25 protein-coding genes are annotated in these 22,804 nt (G+C 44.2%); 17 read left to right on the top strand and 8 right to left on the bottom strand.

Annotated elements, in window-relative coordinates; all coding sequences use genetic code 11:
- Positions 1-49 precede the first annotated feature (49 nt).
- The 3 genes from DK846_RS08965 to DK846_RS08955 are packed head-to-tail and all read left to right on the top strand — an operon-like array spanning position 50 to position 2,066.
- On the top strand, positions 50-775 hold the full coding sequence (locus DK846_RS08965; RefSeq protein WP_219970678.1) for a 4Fe-4S binding protein: 726 nt from the start codon (positions 50-52) through the stop codon (positions 773-775).
- Between the two features lie 9 nt (positions 776-784).
- Entirely contained in the window at positions 785-1,447 is a 663-nt protein-coding gene (locus DK846_RS08960; RefSeq protein WP_109968599.1) for a TetR/AcrR family transcriptional regulator, read from the top strand.
- The gene (locus DK846_RS08955; RefSeq protein WP_109968598.1) at positions 1,440-2,066 is read left to right on the top strand and encodes a hypothetical protein; all 627 of its coding nucleotides are present in this window, start codon (positions 1,440-1,442) and stop codon (positions 2,064-2,066) included. The genes DK846_RS08960 and DK846_RS08955 overlap by 8 nt, the downstream gene beginning before the upstream one ends.
- Before the next feature lie 29 nt (positions 2,067-2,095).
- Here the strand turns inward: DK846_RS08955 and DK846_RS17645 are convergent, their stop codons facing one another.
- Entirely contained in the window at positions 2,096-2,431 is a 336-nt protein-coding gene (locus tag DK846_RS17645) for a hypothetical protein (RefSeq protein WP_181391702.1), read from the bottom strand.
- Between the two features lie 116 nt (positions 2,432-2,547).
- Here DK846_RS17645 and DK846_RS08945 point away from each other — a divergent pair, with 116 nt between their 5' ends.
- From DK846_RS08945 to DK846_RS08935, 3 genes are all read left to right on the top strand, one after another.
- On the top strand, positions 2,548-3,132 hold the full coding sequence (locus tag DK846_RS08945; protein ID WP_245926507.1) for a GNAT family N-acetyltransferase: 585 nt from the start codon (positions 2,548-2,550) through the stop codon (positions 3,130-3,132).
- A 125-nt stretch (positions 3,133-3,257) separates the two neighbouring features.
- Positions 3,258-3,599 carry a hypothetical protein gene (locus DK846_RS08940; protein WP_109968597.1) on the top strand — a complete coding sequence of 114 codons (342 nt, stop codon included), beginning with the start codon at positions 3,258-3,260 and terminating at the stop codon, positions 3,597-3,599.
- Between the two features lie 247 nt (positions 3,600-3,846).
- A complete protein-coding gene (locus DK846_RS08935) occupies positions 3,847-5,010 on the top strand; it encodes an MFS transporter (RefSeq protein ID WP_109968596.1) in 1,164 nt (387 codons plus the stop codon).
- Here DK846_RS08935 and DK846_RS18330 read toward each other — a convergent pair.
- Positions 4,903-5,439, bottom strand: coding sequence for a YkgJ family cysteine cluster protein (locus tag DK846_RS18330; protein WP_109968595.1), 537 nt, complete (start codon positions 5,437-5,439; stop codon positions 4,903-4,905). The genes DK846_RS08935 and DK846_RS18330 overlap by 108 nt on opposite strands.
- 143 nt (positions 5,440-5,582) lie before the next feature.
- On the opposite strand from DK846_RS18330, the gene DK846_RS08925 reads away from it, so the two are divergent.
- The 5 genes from DK846_RS08925 (at position 5,583) to DK846_RS08905 (ending at position 9,751) form a co-directional block, all read left to right on the top strand.
- On the top strand, positions 5,583-6,440 hold the full coding sequence (locus DK846_RS08925) for a metalloregulator ArsR/SmtB family transcription factor (protein WP_109968594.1): 858 nt from the start codon (positions 5,583-5,585) through the stop codon (positions 6,438-6,440).
- Positions 6,441-6,498: 58 nt separating this feature from the next.
- A complete protein-coding gene (locus DK846_RS08920; RefSeq protein ID WP_109968593.1) occupies positions 6,499-6,990 on the top strand; it encodes a flavodoxin family protein in 492 nt (163 codons plus the stop codon).
- A complete protein-coding gene (locus DK846_RS08915) occupies positions 6,987-7,796 on the top strand; it encodes an EFR1 family ferrodoxin (protein WP_109968592.1) in 810 nt (269 codons plus the stop codon). Before DK846_RS08920 ends, DK846_RS08915 begins: the two co-directional genes overlap by 4 nt.
- Complete coding sequence (locus DK846_RS08910; protein WP_109968591.1) at positions 7,789-8,949, top strand: radical SAM protein; 1,161 nt, start codon at positions 7,789-7,791, stop codon at positions 8,947-8,949. The genes DK846_RS08915 and DK846_RS08910 overlap by 8 nt, the downstream gene beginning before the upstream one ends.
- An 88-nt stretch (positions 8,950-9,037) precedes the next feature.
- A complete protein-coding gene (locus DK846_RS08905; RefSeq protein ID WP_109968590.1) occupies positions 9,038-9,751 on the top strand; it encodes a DUF169 domain-containing protein in 714 nt (237 codons plus the stop codon).
- Between the two features lie 122 nt (positions 9,752-9,873).
- Here DK846_RS08905 and DK846_RS08900 read toward each other — a convergent pair whose 3' ends face one another.
- A complete protein-coding gene (locus DK846_RS08900; RefSeq protein WP_109968589.1) occupies positions 9,874-10,422 on the bottom strand; it encodes a tetratricopeptide repeat protein in 549 nt (182 codons plus the stop codon).
- Positions 10,423-10,651: 229 nt separating this feature from the next.
- Here DK846_RS08900 and DK846_RS08895 point away from each other — a divergent pair, with 229 nt between their 5' ends.
- The 5 genes from DK846_RS08895 (at position 10,652) to DK846_RS08870 (ending at position 13,919) form a co-directional block, all read left to right on the top strand.
- Positions 10,652-10,903, top strand: a complete 252-nt coding sequence (locus tag DK846_RS08895; protein WP_109968588.1) for a DUF4405 domain-containing protein — start codon at positions 10,652-10,654, stop codon at positions 10,901-10,903.
- 9 nt (positions 10,904-10,912) lie between these two features.
- Positions 10,913-11,233 carry a hypothetical protein gene (locus tag DK846_RS08890; protein ID WP_109968587.1) on the top strand — a complete coding sequence of 107 codons (321 nt, stop codon included), beginning with the start codon at positions 10,913-10,915 and terminating at the stop codon, positions 11,231-11,233.
- A 119-nt stretch (positions 11,234-11,352) separates the two neighbouring features.
- Positions 11,353-12,429 carry a hypothetical protein gene (locus tag DK846_RS17465; RefSeq protein ID WP_146201189.1) on the top strand — a complete coding sequence of 359 codons (1,077 nt, stop codon included), beginning with the start codon at positions 11,353-11,355 and terminating at the stop codon, positions 12,427-12,429.
- 71 nt (positions 12,430-12,500) lie between these two features.
- Positions 12,501-12,815, top strand: a complete 315-nt coding sequence (locus tag DK846_RS08875; protein ID WP_109968584.1) for a DUF6506 family protein — start codon at positions 12,501-12,503, stop codon at positions 12,813-12,815.
- Positions 12,816-12,875: 60 nt separating this feature from the next.
- Positions 12,876-13,919 carry a hypothetical protein gene (locus DK846_RS08870; RefSeq protein ID WP_109968583.1) on the top strand — a complete coding sequence of 348 codons (1,044 nt, stop codon included), beginning with the start codon at positions 12,876-12,878 and terminating at the stop codon, positions 13,917-13,919.
- Positions 13,920-13,942: 23 nt separating this feature from the next.
- On the opposite strand, the gene DK846_RS08865 is transcribed toward DK846_RS08870, so the two are convergent.
- Positions 13,943-14,827 carry a hypothetical protein gene (locus tag DK846_RS08865; protein WP_109968582.1) on the bottom strand — a complete coding sequence of 295 codons (885 nt, stop codon included), beginning with the start codon at positions 14,825-14,827 and terminating at the stop codon, positions 13,943-13,945.
- 70 nt (positions 14,828-14,897) lie between these two features.
- Between DK846_RS08865 and DK846_RS08860 the strand changes: the two genes are divergently transcribed.
- Positions 14,898-16,019 carry a hypothetical protein gene (locus DK846_RS08860; RefSeq protein WP_109968581.1) on the top strand — a complete coding sequence of 374 codons (1,122 nt, stop codon included), beginning with the start codon at positions 14,898-14,900 and terminating at the stop codon, positions 16,017-16,019.
- A gap of 26 nt (positions 16,020-16,045) precedes the next feature.
- On the opposite strand, the gene DK846_RS08855 is transcribed toward DK846_RS08860, so the two are convergent.
- The 4 genes from DK846_RS08855 to DK846_RS08840 form a co-directional block, all read right to left on the bottom strand.
- Positions 16,046-17,761 carry a transporter substrate-binding domain-containing protein gene (locus DK846_RS08855; RefSeq protein ID WP_109968580.1) on the bottom strand — a complete coding sequence of 572 codons (1,716 nt, stop codon included), beginning with the start codon at positions 17,759-17,761 and terminating at the stop codon, positions 16,046-16,048.
- Between the two features lie 409 nt (positions 17,762-18,170).
- Positions 18,171-18,761, bottom strand: a complete 591-nt coding sequence (locus tag DK846_RS08850) for a flavodoxin family protein (RefSeq protein ID WP_109968579.1) — start codon at positions 18,759-18,761, stop codon at positions 18,171-18,173.
- 49 nt (positions 18,762-18,810) lie between these two features.
- A complete protein-coding gene (locus tag DK846_RS08845) occupies positions 18,811-20,928 on the bottom strand; it encodes a histidine kinase N-terminal 7TM domain-containing protein (RefSeq protein ID WP_109968578.1) in 2,118 nt (705 codons plus the stop codon).
- Positions 20,929-21,163: 235 nt separating this feature from the next.
- Positions 21,164-22,789 (bottom strand): hybrid sensor histidine kinase/response regulator, encoded by a 1,626-nt coding sequence (locus DK846_RS08840; RefSeq protein ID WP_109968577.1) that lies wholly within the window; start codon positions 22,787-22,789, stop codon positions 21,164-21,166.
- Positions 22,790-22,804: the final 15 nt, after the last annotated feature.

Here is a 22,804-nt window from a genome sequence, read left to right as displayed (position 1 = left end):
TGATGAATCTGGACACTTTTGATATATGGCATAATGGAAGGGAATGGTCATGAAACGCCAACAGATGCGGAAGGCATTGATTCTTCTGCTTTTTACAAGCATACCGGCAACTCTGTTCTATGTATCGCCAATCATCCTCTTGATGGGCACATCTGAAGGGATAGCCACCGGGAGCATGATCCTGTTTATCATAACATTTCTGTCTTCACTGATCCTCGGCAGGTTCTGGTGCGGTTGGCTCTGCCCCATGGGTGGATTTCAGGAACTTTGTGAAGGAATACAGGATAAACCGGTTAGCGGAGGACGACTCAACCTCATCAAATACGGTGTATGGGTGTTCTGGGTTATCCTGATTATTTCCACACTACTCTCTGCAGGAGGTATCCATTCAGTAAATATCTTCTACAGTACAACCTCCGGAGTCTCCCTCACCGAACCGATCTCGTATCTGGTCTACTTCATAATCTTTGGCGGCATTTTTCTGTTTGCCATAATATCAGGAAAGAGGGGTTTCTGTCATTACATCTGCCCTACCTGTGTCTTATTAATCATTGGTAGAAAGGTCCGCAATCTCTTCAGATGGCCTGCCCTTCATTTATCAGGTGATAATAATCTCTGCACCGGATGTAGCCGGTGTTCCACGGTATGTCCGATGGGACTGGACGTTAAAGAGATGGTGGAAAAGGGGCAGATGGAAAATACCGAATGTATTCTCTGCGCCTCATGCTCTGATATCTGCCCTAAAAATGCGATTACGTATGACTTCAGGAATTAACATCCTTTCATGACGATTACCGAGCGCAAAGAACGGGAGCGGGAAGAGCGAAGAATGCAGATCATATCTGCAGCTGAACATCTTTTTTTTGAATACGGGTATGATCAAGTCTCCATGGAGCAGATTGCGAACGAAGCAGAACTCTCAAAAGGGACAATTTTTTTCTATTTTAAAAATAAGGAGGCCTTATACTTTACCATAGTCCTACAGGGAATCAAACTCTTCCATCAGAAAATCAGTGATGCAGTACATGAGTGCGAGGGTCCTGCAATCAGTCAGTTGACAGCACTGGGGATGGCGGGTATCAGGTTTTCACGCGAATATCCCGGGTACCGTTCAATGATCCTCCTCTTTAAATCAGGACGTTTCTCTCTTGATCAAAGGGAGAGTTATAACGACGAGGTAACTGAATTCATCTCACACTCTGAAGCCATGATTAGCCTTACAGAAGATATTGTTGAAAGTGGAGTAGAGGATGGGTCTATCAGGAGCGATATCGATCCCATCGAACTTGCGATCATCGTCAGAATGATGATCAGCAGCGTGATGGATAAAAGTCCTGAATTTGTATGGTCACTGAAAAGGCGTGATATTGATGAAGATCTCCTCATCTCTCACTATCTTAATCTTATTGAATCCATAGTCCGGGGGAATGGAAGTATTGATGTGTAACAATCAGAAAAACGAAAGTCAGGAGATCTTCTGGATGGCTCATCTTATTGGCATCATCAGACGCCTCTCATCATGGCCATCGTATCTGATCATTACCATCCTGTTCCTTCTCTCTTTTTTTGCTTCAACAGGCAGACCCCTTGGAACCCGTGAGCTTTCTGCCTTCACTGGTGGTCTTGAAGTTCCTGACCTTTCTTTTGGGTATTCGCCCCTTTCTGTATACTCTCTTATTGATGCATTTGGTCAGATCAGCAGGGATTTCTGGCTCTCAATTATCCTTCCTCTTGATACCATATTTTCCATATGTTACCTCTTCTTCTTTGCAATAACTCTGAGTTCTCTTCTCCGGTACCTGTACCCGTGCAGAGAAGAACTTCAGGGTCTGATTATCATCCCGGTGATAGGCGGAATTGCAGATATCATTGAGAATCTCTGCTTTGTTGCAGTTCTCCTCCTTTATCCGGTTCATTACCCGGAGATTGTGATTGTTGCCTCAGTATTTACAAAACTCAAATTTGTTAGCAATATCTCAACGATGTTGTTGATCATTATCGCTCTCATTCTTGCTGCATTGTCTGCAGGAAAAAAACTGATTGCCAAAAGAAATGGTATTGTGTGATATTTAGAAAATTGAACTAATACTGGTTATCAGGTATACCGGTCACCAAACCGGTCTTTTATCGGGTTGACCCGTATCACGATATCAATCCCCTGTCGTTTAATAACATCATCTCCAAGGTTGAAATCCATGTTTATGGTCGTACCTTTAATTTCCTCTTCTTCCCGTGATATGATCTCATGGTTTAGCATCGGCTCGAACACGATCCCGTGGTCACCGGGGAACGCCCGATGGTGGTTATCTTCTCCTGTGAGTATTGGGTCTGGAATCCCGTCAGGAAATGCCTCACAGACCAGTAAATCATCTGGATTATTCTGGTAATAATGTCTACAGGTCTGACATGGAGAAAGGTGAATACGGCTCATAGATGATAGAGGTATTCTCATCATAACTTCATAGATGTTCGGTCTTCTGTTTGTTCCTGTCCTGCTCGAACCTGCACCATATTATGTTCTCATGCAAATATTTTAGGAATTATCTGGTGATTTACTCAAAAAAAGCAACCAGCATCGGAAAGTACGAGATGTCAGAAATGATACTACAAACTCCATCCTCTCTTCTCAGGCCGTGGTCATTAAATGATCGTCCCTCTCTTGTAAAACATGCAGACTGCCCGGAGATAGCAGCATCAATGCGTGATGGATTTCCGAGCCCGTACACACTAGCAGATGCAGACAGATTCCTTGCCATGGCAACCAGTGATCATCCCCATCTGTTTATGGCTGTGGTGGTGGACGATCAGGCAGTGGGAGGTATTGGAATTCACCTCCTTGTTGATATATACCGGAGAAGTGCTGAAATTGGATACTGGGTGTCAAAACCATATTGGGGAAGAGGGATCATTTCAGATGCAGTTTGTGCCATTCTCCCTATTGCGTTTAAAAATCCAGATATCATCAGGATACAGGCTGGTGTCTTCTCCAATAATCCCGGCTCCATGCGTGTGCTGGAAAAGAATGGGTTTGTCCTTGAGGCAATTCATAAAAAAGCGATCACCAAACAAGGAAAGATCCTTGATGAACATCTGTATGTACTCTTCAGAGATGAAGATAGCCCGGAAGGATAGGTCATTAGCATCTCATAACAATGATATTTTGATTTCCGGACAGCCGCTTGTAATTTTTGAATACTCCAAAATTATGACAAAATTGGCTTATGTTTAATACCAGTCAGCATTCACTCTTTTCTGATATGGATTACTTGTATACTCTTTTAAAGTTCATTGTTGCCGGATGTATCATTGTCGGGGTTACCCTCATTGTTCAGCATATTGATCCCCGCTATGGTGGCATTCTTGCTGCTGCTCCCATAACCACTACGATTGCATTTCTCTTCACGTATGCTGAGTCAGGAACCAATGTCGCCCACCAACTTGTCCTGGGTTCGTTTTATTTCGCCATCCCCTCGCTCATTTTCCTGGCGTCGCTGTATCTTCTTGCGGAACGGTTCTCTTTTTTGTCAAGTATCTGTGGAGCGTATCTGGTATGGATTGGGGGGGTTCTTGTGATGAACAGAGCCATGAGTATGACATAACTCATGTGAATGCGTGGATGAAACCAGACCACGATACTCCTTTCAACTTGCTCAATAAGTAAACTAGAAGTTTAAATATTTCTGTAGGATGCCGATATTATCGTGGATGATTAGATCGTGTCCTTATTTCCCTTTTTATGCTGAGTGAGTATGGAATGAGAGGATTCACGAGAGCATTTAGATCATCTGTAATGTTCGAATTGATAGCCTGCATCAACCTGTCAGCCTTTTAGAATTCAACAGTTATATGATCGCCAGCCTGCCATCTCAAGGAACCAGAAGGCGGATCTTTCTCTCTCTCTACTCTGCAGTGTTTGCAACAATGATAGGTGTGGGTATCGTCATACCGCTCTTTCCCCGTTATGCAGTCACTCTTGGAGCAACCGGGATCTGGATTGGTGCGATATTTTCAGCGTTTGCATTATCCAGGGCCCTGTTTCTTCCTGTCTTTGGGAGGTTATCAGATGATCACGGCCGTCGCCGTCTCATTATTTTTGGGCTGTGTATGTACTCTCTCATCTCTTTTCTGTACACATTTGCCGGATCAGTGTATGAAATCACGGCTTTGCGGTTTATCCATGGTATAGCCTCTGCGATGGTACTTCCGGTTGCAATTGCATATATCAGTGAAATAGCCCCCACCGGAGAAGAAGGAAGATTTGTGGGATCATTTGCAAGTTCAGTCGCACTGGGAATGAGTCTTGGTCCGCTTATCGGAGGAGTCATCTCTGACATATTCACAATGGATGCCGTTTTTCATGCAATGACTCTCCTCTCCCTGGCAGCCCTGGCAACTGTTATTATATTTCTTCCTGACATCCCTTCAAGACCTGTTCAAAAGGCTCCAATCAGGACAGTAATAGCCTACAAACCGCTTCGTGGACCCATTTTGTACCAGTTAATGTATGCACTCGCAAATGGCACATTTATGGTTTTTCTCCCGGTTGCAGCGATAAAGACCGGCGGGCTTTCTGCATCAGAGACCGGACTGGTGATTCTGGTATCAGTACTGGCGACACCTGTTTTCCAGTTTTTTTTCAGCAGGATTGCTGATCAGTTTGACAGGTACTACCTTATTGCCGGAGGAACTGCTATGATTGGCACTTCTCTCCTGGTCCTTCCTGAGTTTACCGGACTACTCCCTTATCTAATTGCAGCTCTTTTGATGGGTGTTGGCAGAGCAGTCTCACTTCCGGCAATGTATGCTGTTGTGACCGTAGCAGGCCGGGAGATTGGGCAGGGAAGTGCATCGGCACTGGTGAACACTGTACTCTCAATCGGACTCGTCATATCCCCACTTTTCTCAGGGATGGTGATGGATCTTTCTGGTACCCAGGTTGTCTTTTACGTGGCCGGGATTGCAAGTATCTGTTGTACGTTCCTCTTTTTCAGAATGGATCAATGTACCTGAAAATGAGGTTGAGGCTTCTCTTGACATGCGTTCAACAACCGGGCAGTTGAAGAACTCTCCTTTCTCTCCCCATTCCCATGGTCTGAATCTTGTACAGATAGCAGGTCTCGTTTCATATATTGAACAATACCACTTGTTTTCTGAAAGCGGTCGTAAAAATGGACAATCCTTATAATAATCATTGGTATCGGGATTTATCATATCTGTCCAGAGAACCCGGGACAGGGATTGTGGATTTTTGAAAAATGCGCAGTTAACATATGATCCATCCGTGCAGTATGCTTGAAAAAAAGTGAGAATATCTGTTCGATCTTCAATAACCCATCGCTTGAGATCTGTACTGTTTGCATTAATAGAAGGGCCGTACCTGCAGCACCTGCCACATCTCAGGCAAACAGGTGCCAGGCCGGGGGTCTGATCAGGATCCATTCGTGCAGAATAGACTGAGTGCTTATATTATAGGAGGTGGAGGGTATCAGCGGTAGTATGTACCGGTTCTCAGTCTCATGTCAGGCCCCGCAGCACCATACAGAAATTTGTTATAAGACTATAAGTAATTAGTTATACACTTCATGGCAGCAGAAGTTCCTGAAGACAACGCTCCTGATGAATGTCCACAGGTTCGAGATCTTGCAGAGGCATTCAAAGTCCTGAGCGATGCAAACCGGCTTCGTATCCTCTTTCATCTGGCGACAGATACAACCGGAACATTAGGTGTATCTGACCTGGCTGCACGCGTAGGTATATCTCAACCTGCCGTTTCACAACATCTCAAACTGCTCAAATCAGATGGGCTTGTTGAGTCGGAACGTGTGGGTTTTCACGTAAATTTTACCCTGAATCGTGCCCGCATGGTTCAGATAGCAGGGCAATTCGAACAGGTGCGTTCCATCGTGCTCTCACGATGTAACCAGCAGTTAGTAAGAGAAAAAATTCCCGAAGGTCCTCTTAACATCGCTATCATTTATTACTCCTATTCCGGGATTACCCGGGGTCTGATGGAGAAGGTTCAGGAAGTATGCGGTGGGGATCTCATTGAAATTCACACTTTGAAAAAATACAGGTCTTTCACTGCGTTCACAACCGGATGTCTTCGCTCCCGCAATGAAGAGAAGGATCAGGTTACACCTGATACCATCGATGTATCTGCGTATGACCTCCTGGTGATTGCAACCCCTGTGTGGGCATGGAAACCTGCTCCTGCTGCAAACTCCCTAGTTTCAGGATTAATCGGATGTGCAGGAAAGAAGGCGTTTGTGTGCACCACGTACAGCAGTAATCCTGGTCATTGTCTTCCGATACTCAAGAAAAATCTGGAAGAAAAAGGAGTTGTTGTTGCGGGGGAGGCAGCATTTTCCCGGCGTGAAACAGAGGATTCACATCATGTAATGGAACTGATCAGGATGATCATCGAGGCATATCAGACATAAACCGTAACGAAATTGATCCAACCAGAAAGAACTCATACAAAAAGAGAGACTGACCATCATGAAGATCACTGTCATCTATCATTCACATTCAGGAAAAACCAGGATAATAGTAGAGAAGATTCACCACAAGATTGGAGGAGATCTTATCGAAGTCGTCCCGAATCAGCAGTATTCTACTCTTTCAGCAGTAACGAAAGGATGCTATCGTGCATTGACAGGCACAGCAGATTTAGTCACCCCTGCTTCAATCGCCCTTGACGATGCAGACCTTGTGGTTCTCGCATGCCCTGTTTGGGCAGGAAAGCCCACCCCTGTCATGAATGGGGCACTCAAGGCACTATCTGGAGAAGATGGAAAACGAGTGTTTCTGATTGTTACCTGTAATGATGCGAAAAGTGGTGAACAGGCTATTACTCTGCTGAGATCACGTGTCACTGATGCAGGGCTGATCCCTGTTGGAGAAGGAATTCTTGACAAGCACGCTGTAATTAGCGATCAAGCAATTACCCCTCTTATCGAAAAAATTCGTTCTGTCGATGGAATAGCATGAAGACGACGATCTATTATTTCACTGGAACCGGAAATTCCCTGGTTGTTGCAAAGAACATTGCCACAATTCTTGGAGATACTGATCTTGTTCCAATTGCTGCCCTGATGAATGAGAAGAAGGATACCACTGTGCCTGAAGGTCGGATCGGGATATGCTGCCCTGTGTATGACATGGGCATCCCGGTCATGGTCCGGGAATTCCTGCATGGGCTTTCCATCTTCGCAGATTCGTATCTCTTTGCAGTTCTGACCCTTGGGGGAACCGGTGCATCCGCCCTTAAGACGATTGATCATGCTGTGAAGTCTCGCAATGGCAGAGGGATTAATGCAGGGTTTATGGTAAAGATGCCTGCAAACTTTCCTCCAATCAGTTCACCTCCTACCGGTGAAAAACAGCGGTCCATTCTTACGAAAGCAGAAAAAGATTGTTCCCTGATAGCTGAAGAAATCAGAAACAATCAAGAAAAGCGCCCGGGAATTGCTCCATTGTCATCCCTTCTTCAATTCCTGCTCTATGAACCATTTGCGAAAAATGTTCACAATGCTGGAGAGAAATTTTCCGTATCTGATGCCTGTACTTCCTGTGGGACCTGTGTATCTGTCTGTCCATCCGGTAACATTACCCTCAATGACAAACTGCCTGTGTATGCCGACCGGTGTGAACTCTGTTGTGCCTGTCTAAATTACTGCCCCGTTCAGGCAATCAATCTGAAAATGATGCTTGGAACAGAAGGAAGAGGACGGTATCACCACCCGTCAGTCACTCCTGCAGATATACGCAGACAAAAGGAACTGATACATGAGTAGTCAGCAGATCCAGTACTCGACCCCGGTGACCGGTTCTGCCTCCGGTCATGATCCTGACTGGCTGCCAGGGTTCTACACACATATTCTTTCGCAGAGTATCACCGCAAATATCAGAAAAGTGGTCAGCATTGTTGGGGCTGATCCCTCTCTCCTTCTGACTGCAACACGGCTATTATCAGCACAAAAAAAGGCGGCTAGAAAGCGTGAGATGTTGGCTGCGGAAGGCGTGCAGGTTCCGGCAGTAGTCATGCTCAGCCTGACCCACCAGTGCAATCTTGCCTGTCATGGGTGCTATATGAGATCCCTGCATCCGGTCATGGAACCGGAAATGAGTTCTGATGAAATCAGGAACCTGATCTCCCAGTGTGTCGATCTCGGCGTCTCGTTTCTGGTATTAGCAGGAGGAGAACCACTGGTAAGGAAAGATGATATCCTGATGCTGGCCAGAGAGTTTCCCCTCATGACCTTTGCCATATATACAAACGGGCTTCTTATTGATGACACTCTTGCGACAAAAATAGGGAAATATAAAAATATCGTTCCTATCCTGAGTATCGAAGGCGACCGGGAGGCAACAGATTCAAGAAGAGCAGACGGTGTATATGAGGCTGCCATACGATCTTTCTCATTACTTCGCCAGAATGGCAATTTTTTTGGATGTTCTGTTACTGTAAGCAGTAAAAATTTTACAGAAGTCACGAGTGACAGGTTTGTTGAAGATATGATCTCGTGTGGATGTCGGTTGATCACGTATGTGGAGTATGTTCCCATTGGGGAAGGAACATCTGACCTGGTTCTTTCTCAAGACCAACACAATTCATTGAACAATATTCTCTCCAGGTTTTCTGATCAGTACCCCGTTCTTGTCATTGGTTTTCCCGGTGATGAAGAAGCATTTGGAGGCTGTCTCTCTGCGGGAAGAGGTTTTGTCCATATTAGCCCTTCCGGTGATCTTGAGCCCTGTCCTGCTGCTCCGATCTCTGATGTGAATGTTACAAAGATTCCGTTACGTGAAGCTCTCAAATCCGATCTCCTTGCAAAAATCAGGGTTAATCATCATATGCTTTCAGAATCGGGGGGTGGATGCGCCCTTTGGGCAAACAGGGTATGGGCACAGTCACTGCTTGTTCCGGGTCCGGGTAACCCGGAATAACATGGTTTCTCCTCAAAATTCACAATTGAAATGACCATCCTCAAACTCTTTATGGTAGATGGTCCTATTGTTTCCAAGGTAGATCATCATGCAGGATGCCATACGAACCAAGATAGATTATCCTGAAATATCCAGGATTATGAAAGAACTCCTTCACCTCGAAGGTTCTCCGGTTGCCATCAAATTCATCACTGGGAAAGAGCATCTCCCTGAAGGTGTCCCTGCTCTTGAAGAGAAAATAACCCACTGTCAGATGGTGAACCTGGCTCGAAAAGAAGGTAGAACTTTTTACACTCTCAGTGAGAATCATGCCTGTATGGGGGGGTCGTGGGCTCTTGGATTACGTGAGATAACCCCTACCCTGAAGAGTGGAGAGTTTTACTACAAACTTGGGAAATATGACAGCTGGGCAGCGTGTAAACGGACGATTCTCAATATCCCTCACGTTGAATCTAATGCAACTTACGGCATGGCCTATGCACCGCTTGAAAAAGTCCCGTTTGATCCCACCATCGTTCTTCTGGTCACCAAACCAAAAGCAATGCTGAAACTTGCACAAAGCAACCTGTACCGGATTGGAGGTAGAATTACGTGCAACTTCGCCGGGATTCAGTCTGTATGCGCAGATGCTTCAGCCCAGGTGTATCTGACCGGAAAAATTAATTTTTCGCTGGGATGCGATGGGTCACGGAAGTACTCCGGAATTGAAGAAGGAGAGATGGTCATGGGGATTCCGGCAGAGATGCTGCAAGAGATAGCTGATGCATTACCAGTAGTCTGCGGAGCTCCGGGTTCATCATAATTTATTTGAAAGAAGGATTTTTTAAATCTGTTTTTATTCAAAGGACCCAAAGGGTCCTTCCTTCTTACCATAATCGCCCGGTGTTTTTTTAACGGAAACTTCAGATGTTGTAATTGGATGACTCATCTTCCAGGCTGTGGACCCGGATTCATCCCTGGCATTTGTGGTCCGGCAGGTTGGTTTCCCGGATACTGACCTGGTTGACCATTGGGTGGGAACTGGTTCATTGGTGGAACCCTTGATATATCTGAAGAAATTGATGTAGCCCTTTGATATGCATCACGTGCTTCCTCATATCTTCCCAGTTTTTCGTAGACATTGCCAAGATTATTCCATGCTTCAGTAAAACGGGGATTAATTGCAACCGCCCTTTGATATGCAAGCACGGCATCCTCATATCTGCCCACCTGCTCATATGCATTACCAAGATTATTCCACGCCTCTGCATTATTCGGGTTTACAGTAACTGCGTTCATGAATGCCGTAATGGCATCATCATAATCTCCGCTGCTGTAATATGATTCACCCTGATTGTTCCAGTCATATGAAGTAGTATCAGCAGCACATATGCCCACTCCTGACAGGATCAGAATAAGTGAAAGTGATAAAAATGTGGAGACCTGAAGCAAACTACACAACTGTCTGATATGTTTGTTCTTTCGAAGATCCATGCTTCGACTCTGTTTGATATCTCAAAAAGAAGATCCAACTGTTTGATCTATTTCTCCAACCATGTGGTTGTCTCTTCCTATCAACCTGTGTCATTCTTGTTTTGATTCGGTAAAACATTGAACCTGTGAGAGGGGGGATCTAACCTGGGATATCCTGGCTGCTTATATTTCCTGTAATCAGAGAACTGGTATCGCATACCGGCTCTGATTATCCGGTATCTTGTGGATTATGAAGCGAAAAACACTCATCAATATAACAACACTGATTCTCCTCGTTTCAACGGTGATCTGTGTTATTACTGGAATAATAAAATGGCCAGGTCTATTGACCACACTTGGGTTTACCTATCGTCAGGTTCCCATAGCCCTCATTACTGACCTCCATGATTGGTCAGGAATATTGATGGCAGTGTGTGCTCTGCTTCATGTGGTTCAGTTTAAAGCACGAATGAAACGGATAATCACGAGCACGGTATCGTAGGAACGGTATATGAATCATAATAGAATTCTCATCATCCTGCAAATCTTCTGTCTGCTCAGTTTTGCTGTAGGTATCATTGGCAATGTTACTGCAGCAGATACCAAAGACGGGTGTCAGGATCCCACTATTGCCGCCACTTCTTCATCAAAGAAGGACAGTATCAGCGAATCAGGTGCCACAACCCTGATTGACGAGGACACTCAGGCACAAGCTGACTCTCTCTCCGGGACCTGTCCAAAAGGGTTCCATTGCAGCTGTCCGGGTTGCCCATTATACAGCGACCTGGATGAAGATTCCTTCTGTGATCGTGGTGAAGAAACTGAAGCCTGAACCTGGTGATTGTATCAGAACAGTCACCTTTGTTCTCCCTTTTTACTTCTTTTTCCATATCGAGAATGATTCTTCTTACTGCAATTTGGTGTCGAAAACTACTAAAAAATCGTGAAACCATGCAGATTAATTATAAGATATTGACCCCTTGTATCATCTCTCTCGTATTGTTATTTCAGGTACCGGTATGGGGTGATAACGAAACACTGGTACCATCTGAAAGTATTACGACAACACCTACTCCGACTCCCGCTCCTCAATCTGTCCCGGTGCAGGATCCAGTTGATACTCCGGTACCTACATCCTCAGAGCCCATTGTTGCCACTACTGATTTACTAAATAATCTTATCCAGAATACGAATGTGAAACCGACAGAATCTCCTACTTCGGAAATTCCTGAACCTACCTTATACCCTGTGGTATCTCCCACAGAAACAGAGAACATCGTCCCTTTAAGCAGTTCAAGCGGACAGATATCAACAACTCCTCTGTCTAATGGTACACTAATCACCCTCACCTCATCCTCTTCCCTGTTACAAAAAGCCTCATTAGTCAGCAATGTTACAGCAGGAGACGTGACATCCACTCCAACAGCCACGCCTTCAGTTACTGTAACTCCTACTCCAAACGAGACTGTTAATATCACCCCTACCCCGACTCCCACAGTTACAGTTGTTCCAACCATTACAGTGATCCCCACAGTAACTGCTACAGCAACCCCTACACCTACACTGACTTATTACCCCCCTCCATTCATTTCACCACCTATGAGCCTGAATATTGAAGATGCATCGATTTCAGATGATGCAGCTCCAGGAAAGACCAGTGATATCACAATCACCCTGTCAAACCTTGCTCCTGAATCTTCTGAATCGCAGATTACATTGGTATTAGAGCCAGCAAACCTACAGGCCAGAACAAGTGGATCCGAAACCGTCACTCTTAAACGAACGGACTTAGATCAATCCCTCAACGACCTTCTATACCCATTATCCGGAAAATCCGAAGAAATGTTCCAAGTGACCTTCCCAATCCCACTTCCCGAATCCCCGGGAAATTACCTGTATGCATATTATCCGAAGCAGACATTAACAAACCAGTATACCGGGGAGCAGGAGACGGTATCAGCAGGATCTGTTATTAAGTTCACAGTAACGATAACACCTGATGCAAGGGTCAATGTTTCAAGTGGGTAGTCAAGTAGAGAAAAAAAATTATAAAATTTTTTACCACTGTTATATCTCGGTGCCGGTGCAATCAGGGTACTATGGTACTAAAGGCAGCATTCATCTTTGTTGCACCTGATGCAGATCCGGTAAAACATCGTTCGGTTATCACCACCCCTGAAGTTATCCTGACAACAGTCGGTGTTGCAAACTATCAGATGGCTGAAAAGATCGCAAAAAGCCTCGTTGATGAAGGGGTTGGAGCGATTGAACTCTGTGGAGGTTTTGGAATTGAGGGCACGGCTGCAGTAAAAAAAGCAGTCGCTGGAAAAGCTGTAGTCGGGGTTGTACGCTTTGATCCTCACCCGGGCCTTGAATTCAGGAGTGGTGATGATTTGTTCTCACGTACCGGGTAGATCAGATCTTCTGACCTGTGAGAGAGAACATTATCTCTCAAATTTTCTACCGGAGCAGGCATGATAAGCACCGGATTATGTGAAGATGCCATACAAAGAATTCTGGCAAATCTTCCTTCTGCTTCGGGAGATCTCACGAAATATCTGCTCACAGTCTGCCAGCGATATGAGGGTCACCCCTGCTACCTCCTCATTGCCGGGGAAATCAGCAGGGTCCTGCTCTCACGAACTTCTCCGAGTGAATTTGTTGATTTCTGTGAGGAATCAAGGAACCCTGAACCATTTCTCTTACCTATTCTCGAAGATCTCTCCAGTACCATTTCTGTAAGATCATATGATCAGGCTTTAGTTGTTCTCCCATTTCTCCTACCGTTTGGTGAACGTCAGTGGCCTGAATCTAGATCAGAAGAATACAGGTCATTTCGTGATCTGATCGAATACACATGGTACGTAACTGAATGTAAACCTGATCTTGATGTAATTGTGCTTCCCTATCTCCCGACTGATATTCTTTACTTATATGGAAAATATCTTAAAGGAATTAAAGAGGATGAGAAAGCACTCAGTGTTCTTGATAAGGCCAGGCATCAGAGTCCTGTACATGCAGGAATTCTGGGAGATACGGTCTCTCTCATGTTGAGGCACCGGAATATTGCCAAAGCAATCCCCCTTCTTGCATTGTCATTCAAAACAGCGTGGATGAAAGAGGATCTTGCAGCTGCATTTAGAAATCAGGGATTCCTCTTATCATTACAGGAAGATAAAGAGGCTGCCATAGCCTGCTACCTGATGGCAGAGACCTGGGAGGAGTCACATGATGGTCGGGAGGAGCTCAAACTCATCACCGGAGAAAATGGAGATCTAGATTATGGATATTTTAACCTCAATGGAAAAGAGATCCTCTCAGACAGAAACGTTCCCATTGGCCCGGACTCTGTGATCATCTCACTTCTTACAGGTATTGCTGAGAATTATCTTGAAGAACATAATCTCATGAAAGCCAGAGAGTATCTCATCAGGGCCGGGCAACTCCTTATGAGCGATGAGATTGAAGCCCGGATTCAGATGATAGAGCGACAACTGGAAGATAATGGAGTATTCTGATTCCTTTTTTTTGAAAAATTGAATTATACCGGTTGCATCAGCGTTCTGAGTCTGACACCTGTGAGGGTAATAATTCCTCCTACAACTATTGTCAATGCACCAAGAACATCCATAAAGATCATAAGAACTGCTGCCGGTTCAATAAGGCTCGCAATTCCGAGAACCAGAGAGACTGTTCCTATAAGCATTCTGCTAACAAATCCCTCTGGAACAGCTTTTCTTCCTTTTATTACTCTCCGAAGGAGCATAACTGAAGAGGCAAACATCCATCCTGAAAGGATGAATAGGATAACACCCCCCCATAGTACAGGGGATATTGCACTCAGTATGAGCCCCGCCCCGATGATCCAGATACCTCCTATGAGGTCATTGCGATTTATCACTCTGAATGGACGGACTGAGAGACTACTTCTAAGGGTGAAAGCCCCTGAAATTAAAACCACTCCCGGGATGAGATAGGTTGTAATCCCAAGAAAGGTCATATCCGGAATAAGAATAAAAATAAGGCCCAGAAAAATCACAAGTGGGCCTAGTAATAAATGATGCCGAAGGATGGCATTTTGCTCTTTTAGTTTTTCGCTGGTGCCAGACCGGTAATACTCCCTGGTGAAAGAGATGAGCGTTATGAACGTCTCTGAAATCATCAACAGGAGAGGTGCATCATCGATGAGATGAAGAATAGGATGTTTCTTGGGATCATACCGATCAAGATGAACCCTGAATTCGGTTTTTGTCATATGCAGGTGGTATTGTCCACACCGGTAACTGGCAATAGTTCCCGGTGTCGGAACGTTGATCTGTGATCGTTCCCATCCTTGTCCGAGTGGTTCTGTCACCTGATCCCTGGGGATCACCACCTCCCAGATCCCTTCATGGAGAGGGTGCAGAAAATCTTCGATTGGCGACATACATCAGTATGGTAGCCATCGACGAGAGATTGTATTAATATGCCGCAGGGGTCTTGTTGTGCAAGAATATATGGATTATCAGCCAACAGATGAACAGATGGAGGAGGCTTGCCGCGATGAGGCTGCATATCTGGAAAATGCCATTGCAGATGAGAAATCACGACTCCTGGCTCTTCTTAAAGTGATAGATTCAGATCGCATTCATGCGGCTGGATACGGCGCCCTCGTTGTGGCCGCGATTCTTAATCTCATCTGTCTTGTTGACAGGCCCGGCAGTTATATGGTCCTGTGGATCCTTGCAAGCCTCTACTTTTATCTTATCTATCCTCTCATTCCGGTGGCTGTCATCCTTATCCCCGGGCTTTTTAGAAAGACAACTCAAAGCAGGTCTGACCGCGATCCCCTGCTCCCCTGGCTAAAAAATCTGCATCTCGTAAAAAACCGCAGAATAATACTGCAACTAGCCATCCGGTTCTTTCTCCTTGGCATCATGCCACTTACATCAGGAATGGTTTTGATATACAGCCTCTCCCTCATCTTTGCGATAGCCCTTGGTGCAAATGGTAACATTCCTCTCCTTACCTCACTGCTCATCATAATTCAGTGCCTTGGGATTCTGATCTTTTATCTGGATCTCTCCTATCTCAAACGCCAGTTCTCTTTCTTCACCCGGTCACTTTCTTTTATTACTTCAGATCACTGGATCCGATATCTGTTGATTACAGTCTTCGGGATACTGGTGGTGATCATTGCATCATGTGCAACCATTATTCTCCTTATTGCAATTCTGATGCCTGGATTTACTCTTGGTATGTATGTGGATGCCACAGTCCTTGTTCAGGACAGGGCAGATATCAGGATTCTACTGCTCTTTTTATCCCAGTTCATATTAATGCAGTACTTTCAGAGTGCTCTCAGCAGGAGGATTGCACGAACGCTTTGTTCTGATCAGTTAATCAGAATCCAGGAAGCAGATGAGATGCTTAATAATCCAACTTCAAAATCAGGTGCAGTATTCAGTAGGGATGAACTGGCTGCCATGGTCCTCCCCTTGATAATAGAGTCCCGGATTCACGATATCACCAGGATGCATATGGGTGGTCTCTTCCCTACCTATACGATAGGGCTTGATATTGATGAGATATTTAGAATCCGGTCGCTTGAAGAGCTCTCCGGAATGTTCAGGAAATGAGTGGTGAGCACCATTCTTTCAGGACCTTAACCTGAGTTCTCTGTGAATTCTGAATCCTGCTGAGTTTTTGTATCACTTTCTTTTGACTGGTTTACTGTGACACCATAATGATTTTTCAGGTACCTGAAGATCTTCTCAGACTCATTCCAACGGTGATCAAGTTGGTTGATCATTGCATCAATCCTTTTAACCTGCTCTTCAATCACCGGTGTACCCTCATTGTTGTAGATCTCATTTGTTCCAAGGATGACAGTGAGCGGGTTTCTGATCCCATCATTCAGAACAGAGAGTTCGGCAAGGTTACGCTGGATCTGGGCAATGACAGTCTCCCGCTCAAGTTCAAACTGTATTCTTTCAGTTATGTTCTGCATCTCTGCGCAGAACCATTCGTTGCCTTCAAAGGTAAAGTACCAAAGCACGATCTCAACTGGCAGGTCACTGCCTGATTTGGTCTTAATTTCAGATTTTATCCTAATCCGCCCTTCATCTCTCACTCTGATGATGAGTTCATGTATCCTGTCATCATTAAGCCGTGAATTCAGGACTGATAAATGCATATTTGTGATTTCTTCATGTGAATAACCAGTAGCCTGGCAGAAGGTCTCATTAAAGTCACGGATAACTCTGTTGTTATCTATCCAGAGAAACATGGCCTGACTGTGATCAACCGTGAATCTGGTGATGAGCAGGGTATCTGCGGTTTTTTTGTGATCAGCCAGTTCACGTTCAAGATCAGAGGTCTTCGCACTCACGATGCGGGTAAGAGATCTGTTCCAGAGGATTACACTTCCAGTCACAAGAAGGAGGGCAGTCAGTGTCCCGATTGTAAGCAGGATCAACACAGGATTAATCGGGTTTTTTGTAAGTGCAGGAGATATCCATCTTCTGAATATCTCCTCACGTTTTTCAGGTGGTATTGATTTGAGCCCTTTATTTACAATGCTGAGTAGTTCTGGTGCATTTTTTCTGATTCCAAAGGCATATTGAAACTCAGTAGTATTCTGTGGGATATACGATCCAGAAACATGGAGGTTTGTTATTCCTTCAGACTCGACATAGTATGTTGCAGATGCTAAATCTCCAAAGTATGCATCTGCAGTCCCTAGAGATACCGCCATAAGGCCGGATCTGACATCAGGAACGGTGACGATAGTGATGTCTGGAAATTGTTCTCTGAGCAACAGGTTTGTTGTATATTCTCCAACTGATGCAACTCTTTTTCCTCTGAGCTGGTCTAGGGTCATATCTGTCGCATCTGATCTGGTGATGATGGGAAGGAGTGAGTGATAATAGGGTTCTGAGTAGACGAGGTAGTCATCCCTGAGACTTGAAATGTACACCGCTCCAAGAATGTCCACAGATCCATTTTTGATCTTTGCGATGCATGAATCCCAGTCTTTTTCATGAGACACCTTTATGTGAAGTCCTGTATTTTTTGCAATCTCTCTGAGTAGATCAGCAGATATTCCCAGATAGTCATCAGATTTTGTGATCTGTTCAAATGGGGGGTAGTTCAGATCAGGGCATACAAGGATCTCAGGGTGGTGAGCAATCCACTGTTTCTCATCTGGAGTAAGATTTACCGGGCTATATCCTGTAATGGCATCCATTGGTCCAGAAGAGGGGATAACGAGCATTACAATAGCCGCAATGATGAACCCGGTAATGACCATGCCAAATAGGAGAACGGGGCTTGGATACGAACATTTAGTAGTATATCCCGTTGGTTCTGGTTTGTTCATGATCACTCACATTTGTTTTATTAACTTGATCACCAATGAGGGTTGATATGGTACCTTCTGTTCGATAGAAACAATTCTCTCTTATGGATGAATGCTCGGAAACTAAACTTAACTTTCTGATCAGTGTACCTTATGTCACTTCTTATCAGATGAATCGGATTTTTCTTTCTGGAACGGGTATCAGTAGTGCTCTCTCGAACGGCATTTCTTCTCCCTCAATGAAATCCCATTTTTTTCAGGTGGCTTTCTCTCATACGTTTTGAGTATTGGTCTTTTAAAGATCAAACCGGTACATCATAGATCTGCTGTTTTATTAGAATACAGATCTCAATATTTCCGAACCTTTCTATTTATCCTGTAACTTGTGACAAGATCATGGGTAGGAGAAAATCAAAAAAAGTGGAGATTTTCAGTTTTTGAGTTGTGTGATAAACCATGCGATATTTTCCCCAAGGCGTTCCATGGTTTTGATTCCCTCCTCGTCTTTGTCCACATCTCCAGGCTCAAGCCCGATTCCCAGGTTCCAGTATGTGGATCCGGCTGTAAACATATCACATATTCCAAAGAGATGGTTGATAGAATCAAGAGCTGCAACCGCTCCTGCTCGTCTGACTGCCGCGATTCCCGCACCAACCTTTCTTGTGAGAAGTCCTCCATTGGCTATTGATACAAATCCTGCCCTGTCTATGAGGGCCTTTGCTTCGGGGGTTAGATCTGAAAAGTATGTTGGCGACCCGATGATGATCCCATCTGCCTCAATCATTTTATCGATACAATCATTCACCACATCTTTCGTCAATGCGCAATGACGATCCAGGTTCTCCCAGCATTTTCCACAAGCAGTGCATCCATGGATCTGCTTTCCCCCGATATGAACAAGTTCGGTTCTGATGCCCTGCTCTTCGATCTTGCTCAGGGCATACCGAATCAATCGGGAAGTATTCCCATCTTTTCGTGGACTTGAATTAAAGGCTACAACATACCTCTGGCTTTGTGTCATGTGTACCAAAGATCCTTCTCCTGATGAAGTGAAGGTTATGGTTAGGAGATCAGGTAAACCTGAATCTCCCCTCCGGAACTCGTATTACAAACCTGGCTCCTTCTCCGGGTATTCCTTCTTCGCGTATAGTCATCCCGGTGATCTCAAGGATTTCTTTAATAAAGAATAATCCAAGGCCCGAATGATTTCCAAACCCTCTGGAGAAAATCAGAAGTTTGTCATCTTGAGAAACACCCACTCCGTCATCTTCATAGATGATCTTGAGTAAATCCCCCTCTAATTCTGTTGAAACCCGAATGATTGAGATCCCTCTGCCATGACGAATGGAGTTTTCAATAAGATTGAAAAAAACCTTGGAGAGCATTTGATCCGCTAAAATCTCAACCGGTTTTTCTGGTGTAATAAGGGTTATGCCTGAGCAGATCAGTGTGATACTGGCGCGTTGCAGGGTTTGTGAGATATTCTGCCATATTGGATTTTTTTGCCCGAGATCTTCATATTCCCTCGTGAATTCAATCAGGTTCTGGATAGTCTTTCCTGCATCTTCTATCATTCTGATTTGTTTCTGAAAGCCGGGCTCCTGGTTTTCAACGGCAATAATCTCAGATATTGCAGAGATGACCTGAACCATGTTCAGAATGTCATGCCTGGTGATGGAGGAGAGGAGATTGAGTTTTTTATTCGTCTCAGTTAGCGAGAAAGTGACCATCTCAAGTTCACAGTTTTTCCTTTTGAGAGTTTCCTCCAGGTTTTTTCGCAGAGTGAAGTCTGCAAATGAAATGAAAAATGCGTCCTGGTTCATGTACTGGATCTTTCTGACTGATGCATATACCCAGAATTCTCTCCCGTCTCCTGCATGCATCTTCATTTCGGCATCATCTATTTCATCCTGAACCTGGAGAGTCTTAATAATCTGCTCTCTTGTACCCAGGTCTGTGTAGAAGGCCTCAGTATTCCTCCCAATGAGATCACTGTATGAGAGGTTGAATTGCCTGATAGTCCGCTGATTTACAAACATTATCTTGTTATCTGAAATACTGGTGATAACAATGGGAAACGGTGCACCATCCACGATGCTTCTCCACCGCTCCTCACTCTTTCTGATCTCAGTTTCGAGTTTTTTCTGTGCAGTAATATCAGTTAATAGAATTAATCTACCTTCAGGAATCCCTTCTGATGAATAAAGCAACTCCATGCTTGCATCATAAATGCGGGTCTCTGTATCATCTTGCTTTGATAGTTCTGTTCTGTTCTCTGAAGAGAAACAAAACAAGATAAATTCTGGCCAAGATGCAGCAGCAGAGGCAATGTACTGTCCAATACGAATCTGGGTTGAATCACCACTGAGCAGTTTTTCTGCTGCAGGGTTCAGATCGGCAATCCGTGAATCGGTGCTAAGCGTTATCATCGGCATACCCATCTCTTCGATAACCCTGCTTCGTGCAATTGGGACAACATTAAGGAATCCGAATCTGAATAGGGCGATAACGTAGAAAATGCCGACAATCCAGAAGAGAATAGGAGTTGGATTCACCCTATGAACCGGAGTCCAGCCAAACTGGAACATGATATCAAGGACAATCGGAAATGCAAGAGCTCCAAAAAGGAGAATTCGTTGTTTTTGATAAACTCTATGAGATTCTCCCCGTGTAAGGAGCAGAAGTGCTAGTCCAATTATTATAAGGAAGTAGGTGTAGCCAACATGAACATAATACAAGGGCCCGGTTGAAAATGTCAGTGTGGGAAGTGGACCGGTAAGATCAATCCCGTAGTCGTATCTAAAAAGTGTGTGATACCTGCTTGTAAGGGCTGCTAAAACAATGATAACAGGAATGACAAATAGAGATCTCCATTTCCATCCTTTGATCCATTCGGCTTTATCAAGTACCAAGAGGACAAGCCAGAGATCAAGTACCCCGATGAATGCGATGACAACGAATCTAATCTCTTGTATAAAGATCTTCAGTGAAAGATCAACTGTAGATAGTTCGATTGCATAGTTCAGTGCCCAGTATGCAGCACTGAACATTAAAATCTGGTACGGGAGAACAGCAGGATTTCCGGAAAACCTTCTGGAATAAAGTCCAAGGCATATCATTACAAAAGCTGAAGAAACGAGCATAAGAAAAAAGAGTAATGGGATTATCTCTTCTGTAGTAATTTGCATTCAGGTCAGCCCCCTCTGAACTTCTTACTTATCTTCATAAAAAAAACTCCAGAGACATGTATACAGGAAGTATATGGATCTGTGTCTCAATACAGTGATAAAGAGACTGATTTAGCGAAATTCATCAGTGAACCGGAGTGTTATCGTTGTTCCCTTTCCGGTTCCTCTTTTTGATGCTTTGATGGTTTACCATAATTGTATGGTTTTTAGAGGAATGGGGATGTTGCCTTATACACTACGCATCTCCTTTTGTCTTTTCTATTTCGTATCCCCCTTCTGGAACTGATATCTCAAATATGGCACCTTTCTGCTCTGTTCCGATCTCTCTTATCGTTATCCCGGTGATTAAGAGGATCTCCCGTACAAGAAAAAGACCCAGGCCAGTATTTTTTCCATATCCTCGATTAAATATAAGTTCTTTTTCGGGAGTAGGGATTCCGATTCCATTATCTTCCCAGGTTATTATCAAATGTCCGGATTCTTTGCGGGCAGTTATTTCAATTCTGCTAACGTCCCCTCCGTGCCTGATTGTATTATCAAAGAGGTTCTCAAAGACTTTTCCTGCAATAGGATCTGCAAAAATCCGTATATTATCAAGATTTGATTCAATGATTGTTAGTCCTGAAAGAGTGACATGAGGAATTAGGTTTTTAACATCAAGCCACTGTGGTTCCTGTGATCCAAGATCCTGATACACCCGGGTGAACGCTATCTGCGTCTCGATAGTACCTGCAACTGATTCAAGTTTGTCCAGGTACCTTGCAACTTCTTCGTCCCGTATTTCATCTCTAATCAGAGTAAGGTACCCGTTCAGGGCTGTTATCTGGTTGAGAATATCATGTCTTGTTATACTTGAGAGGAGGTTGAGTTGTTTATTTGCCCTTTTCAGTGCAGCAGCAGATCTCTTCTGTGATGCTTCACGGGTAAGAAGCTCCTGATTACGTTCAGCCAGTGCAGTCTGGGTTGAAGTTAGTTCTTCTAGAGTTCCAGAAAGTTCCCTGTTTATTTTCTCGAGTTCAAGATTCTTTGTTATGAGTTCATATTCAATCTTCTTTCTTTCAGAAATATCCCTTATTATCCCTTCTACTCCATCAAATTCTCCCTTTTCATTAATACAGATCCTTAAACTTACCGCGACCTGAATATCATCTCCGGTCTTGGTGAGGAGGGTCACTTCATAATCTCTTATCTCCTTCTTCTCTTTAAGGATGGATATGAGAGTATCACGTTCAGATGGGTGTTTCCAGAACTCACCAGTTTTTCTTCCCAGTAGTTCATCCAATGAGTTATAACCAAGCATTGGAAGAACGGATGGACTTATGAAGACAAGAGTACCTTCAGAATCTGTCCTGTAATATACATCGATAATGTTCTCGATAATTGTCCTGTATCGGTTTTCACTTTCTAAAAGTGCCTGTTCAGTTATCCGTCGTGTCACTGCCTGATCGATGACATGTACAAGTTCTGCGGTCTGTAATCCCTGCTCCGTTCCTTTCTGTAGGTAAAATGTAACGCCATAATTTATTGCCTCTATTAAAACATCTTCACGGGGAATGATTGTATAAAGGATGAATGGAATATCTCCAAACTCTTTTCTGACCTGTTTAAGGAGATCTATCCCATTCGTACCTGGCATTGCATAATCTGAAATGATTGCATCATATGGATGTGACCTGAACATCTCAATTGCCAGTTCTGCTGATTCGGCAGTATCAACAATACACGCTCCGGTGTCTTCTAGTGAGAGTTTTACTGCTTCCAATAGTCCACATTCATCATCAACATGCAGAACCGATATCACGCTGTCCCCCCGATCACACTGGCCAGATACCTCTGAAAACCGTGATTTCCCCCTGTTCATCAGTTTACAGAAGAG

This window comes from Methanospirillum lacunae (assembly GCF_003173355.1).
In the GTDB taxonomy this organism is placed as follows: domain Archaea; phylum Halobacteriota; class Methanomicrobia; order Methanomicrobiales; family Methanospirillaceae; genus Methanospirillum; species Methanospirillum lacunae.
Note: the sequence above shows the minus strand (reverse complement) of the source record. Positions and strands in the feature narration are given on the sequence as shown.